Annotated in this window: 3 protein-coding genes; all 3 read right to left on the bottom strand. The window is 69.0% G+C overall.

Going from position 1 to position 3026, the window contains the following annotated elements:
- Nucleotides 1-992: mechanosensitive ion channel family protein (locus tag ACE3SS_RS15245; RefSeq protein WP_374595413.1), on the bottom strand; the 992-nt coding region annotated here is incomplete at its 3' end.
- 14 nt (nt 993-1006) lie between these two features.
- Nucleotides 1007-1582 (bottom strand): phospholipase D family protein, encoded by a 576-nt coding sequence (locus tag ACE3SS_RS15250; protein WP_153170023.1) that lies wholly within the window; start codon nt 1580-1582, stop codon nt 1007-1009.
- Entirely contained in the window at nt 1575-2930 is a 1356-nt protein-coding gene (locus ACE3SS_RS15255) for an RsmB/NOP family class I SAM-dependent RNA methyltransferase (protein ID WP_374595415.1), read from the bottom strand. The genes ACE3SS_RS15250 and ACE3SS_RS15255 overlap by 8 nt, the downstream gene beginning before the upstream one ends.
- Nucleotides 2931-3026: the final 96 nt, after the last annotated feature.

Consider the following 3026-nt stretch of genomic DNA (forward strand, 5'->3'; position numbering starts at 1 on the left):
GTCTCGTTCTGCACCACCGACCCGACCAGCGTCTCGTTCGGGATGATGGATTCGATGCCGTTGCCGGCCTTCACCACCGTGTAGCGGGTGGTGATCTCGCGCACCACGCCGCGATCGTTGCCGACGGTGATCAGGTTGCCGATGCGGATGGAACGGTCGAGCAGGATGATGAAGCCCGACACGTAGTTGGCGGCGATCTTCTGCAGGCCGAAACCGAGGCCCACCCCCAGCGCGCCGCCGAACACCGACAGGGTGGTCAGGTCGATGCCCACCATCGGCAGCGCCACCAGCACCGCGACGACGATCAGCAAGGCCTTGGTGATGCGGGTGAGCACGGTGCGCATGTTGGCATCCAGCCCGCTCGCCGTGACGATGCGGCGCTCCAGCAAGCCGGCCACCCAAAGGGCGACGAGCACCGTCAGCAGCACCATCGCCAACCCCTGCACCAGCATCCACAGCGTCAGCTTCTGCGTGCCCATGGAGAAGGACACCGTCTCCAGCGCATCGATCACACGGGGCAGCCAGCCCAGGATGTGCAGCGCAACCACCGACCAGGCCAGCGCCGCGAAGCTCTTCTCGAATCCGCCGAGCCAACTCGAGGCACCGCCCACTGCCTGGCGCACCGTATACACGACGATACGGATCACGGCCATCGACGACAGCAGGGGCACGGCGAGATCGAGCAGGTGCACCTTGTGGTACTGCGCCAGCACCGCGCGCGTGACGAGCACGAGGATCAGGGCCGACAGCGGGAACACCACCCGGCGCAGGCCACTGCGGCCGAAACGCAGCGCGGCGTTCATGTCCTCGAGGACAGCGCCGCCGGTCCGTTGCCGCACCAGGCGTTGTATCAGCCAGCCGCCCAGCAGACAGGCCAGCAGCGCGCCCACCTGCCACAGCACGAAGGGGTCGTGGAGATCGTCCCAGATGTTTCTCAACAGCGAGGCGAATTCGGTCGTCACGGCTTCGGCGGTTGCGGGGATCGGCTGCACGGGTCCTGCCATCGTCATGGGCTCCAGGGTAGCTGGTTGATCGGGGTGGCGGCTGCGCGATGACGCTGCCAGTTGTCACGGTAGGCGTCGGCCAGCGCGCAGTGCCGGCGCAGCACGAGCAGATTCTCGGCGTTGCGGTTCTGCGCCGACCAGGTGAAGTTGTAAGAACCGGTGACCACGGTGCAGCCGGGGCCGTCGGCATCGGCGATCAGCACCTTGTTGTGCGCCGCGTTGTAGTCGGTTTCCAGCGCCACCGGGATGCCGGCCTCGAGCAGCCGCGGCAGCGCGTTGCCCCTGGCGCGGCGGTTCATCGCTGCGTCGGCCAGCACCTCGACCCGCACGCCGCGCCGCTTCGCCGCCACCATGGCGTCGGCGATGTTGCGGCTGGTGAAGGCGTAGGCCTGGACGAGGAGACTGTGCCGCGCGTCGCGGATCACGTCGATGAGGAGCCCTTCCGCATCGTTTTGCGGCGTGAACGCCACTTCCACTTCACCACGCGCCTCGAAGCGCTGGCCGGCGAGCGCAGATGTCGCCGCAGCGAGCGCAAGCAGGCACGCTGCGCCCGCCGCGAATCTTCGTCGATCAGGCATCGCCGACGCGCTCCAGCACCGCGGCGAAGAAGCCGTCGGTGTCGTGCGTGGCGGGCGACAAGCGCAGGCGCTCGCCCGTCTGCAGTGGCACGCCCTGCTTCTCGAGCACGGCCTGCGCAGACAGCGGCCGGAATTCGGGATGTGCGGCGATGAAGGCATCGACCACGCCGTCGTTCTCTTCCGCCAGCAGGCTGCAGGTCGCATACACCAGGCGGCCGCCGGGACGCACCAGCCGGGCCGCAGCGGCGAGGATTGCGCCCTGCTTGGCCACCATCTCGTCGACCGCCGCCGCGCTCTGGCGCCACTTCAGGTCCGGATTGCGACGCAGCGTGCCAAGCCCGCTGCACGGCGCATCCACCAGCACGCGGTCGGCCTTGCCGGCGAGGCGCTTCACCTTGGCGTCGTTCTCGTGCGCGATCAGCACCGGATGCACGTTGCTCAGCCCGGCACGCGCCATGCGTGGCTTGAGCTTGGCGAGGCGCTTGTCCGATACATCGAAGGCGTACAGGCGCCCGGTGGAGCGCATCATCGCCCCCAGTTGCAGGGTCTTGCCGCCAGCGCCGGCGCAGAAATCGACGACCAGTTCACCGCGCTTCGGTTGCACCAGCAGGCCGAGCAACTGGCTGCCCGCGTCCTGCACCTCGAAGCTGCCGTCCAGGAACAGCGGGTGCTTCTGCAAGGCCGGTTTGCCGGCCAGGCGGATGGCCTGCGGCGACAGCGCGCCCGCCTCCGCGCCGATGCCGTCCTCGCGCAAGCGCGCCAGCACCGCGTCACGGTCGGCCTTCAGCACATTCACCCTCAGATCGAGCGGCGCCGGCCGGTTCAGACTGTGCGCCAGCGCCAGCAGCGCGGCCTCGTCATGCGTGGAAAGCAGGCGCTCGACCAGCCAGTCGGGCAGGTCGGCGCGCTCGGCCAGCGTGCCCTCCTCCAGCTCGGCCGCCTTGATGCCGGCCAGCCAGTCGCGTTCGGTCGCCGAGGCCAGGCCTTCGAAGGCTCGCATCGGCCAGCCTTCGCCGCGCGCGCACCAGGCCAGCAGCAGCTCGCGCGGCGTCGCGCGGTCGCCGGCCAGGCGGCGCAGCCAGCGCAGGCGGCGCAGCACGCCGTAAACGGTCTCGGCGATGAAGGCGCGGTCGCGGTGGCCGAGTTCGCGATTGTCGCGAAAATGCCGAGACAGCACCGCATCGGCCGGATGCTCGAAGCTCAGCACCGCGCCCAGCGCCTGCGTCGCCTGGATGAAGAGCACGCGCGACACCGCGCCTTCGGCCTTGCTGGCGGCGGCCTTGTCGGATTTGGCCGCGCCGCCGTGCGGTTTCGTCGCGGGGCGCTCGCCCTTGTTGTGTCTTTCCATATCGTTGAATCAGTTCCGGTAAAGGTCTTGCTGCAGCCCGGGAGGCTGCTGGGGTTCTTCCTTGAGTTCGATCATCTCGGGCTCACCCGCCGCGGC

The organism is Aquabacterium sp. (assembly GCF_041915145.1).
Taxonomy (GTDB): domain Bacteria; phylum Pseudomonadota; class Gammaproteobacteria; order Burkholderiales; family Burkholderiaceae_C; genus Aquabacterium.

Excerpts from the sequence above, each read along its gene's own strand:
- ACE3SS_RS15250 (WP_153170023.1), bottom strand. The coding sequence starts at position 1,582 with ATGCCTGATCGACGAAGATTCGCGGCGGGCGCAGCGTGCCTGCTTGCG.
- ACE3SS_RS15255 (WP_374595415.1), bottom strand. The coding sequence starts at position 2,930 with ATGGAAAGACACAACAAGGGCGAGCGCCCCGCGACGAAACCGCACGGC.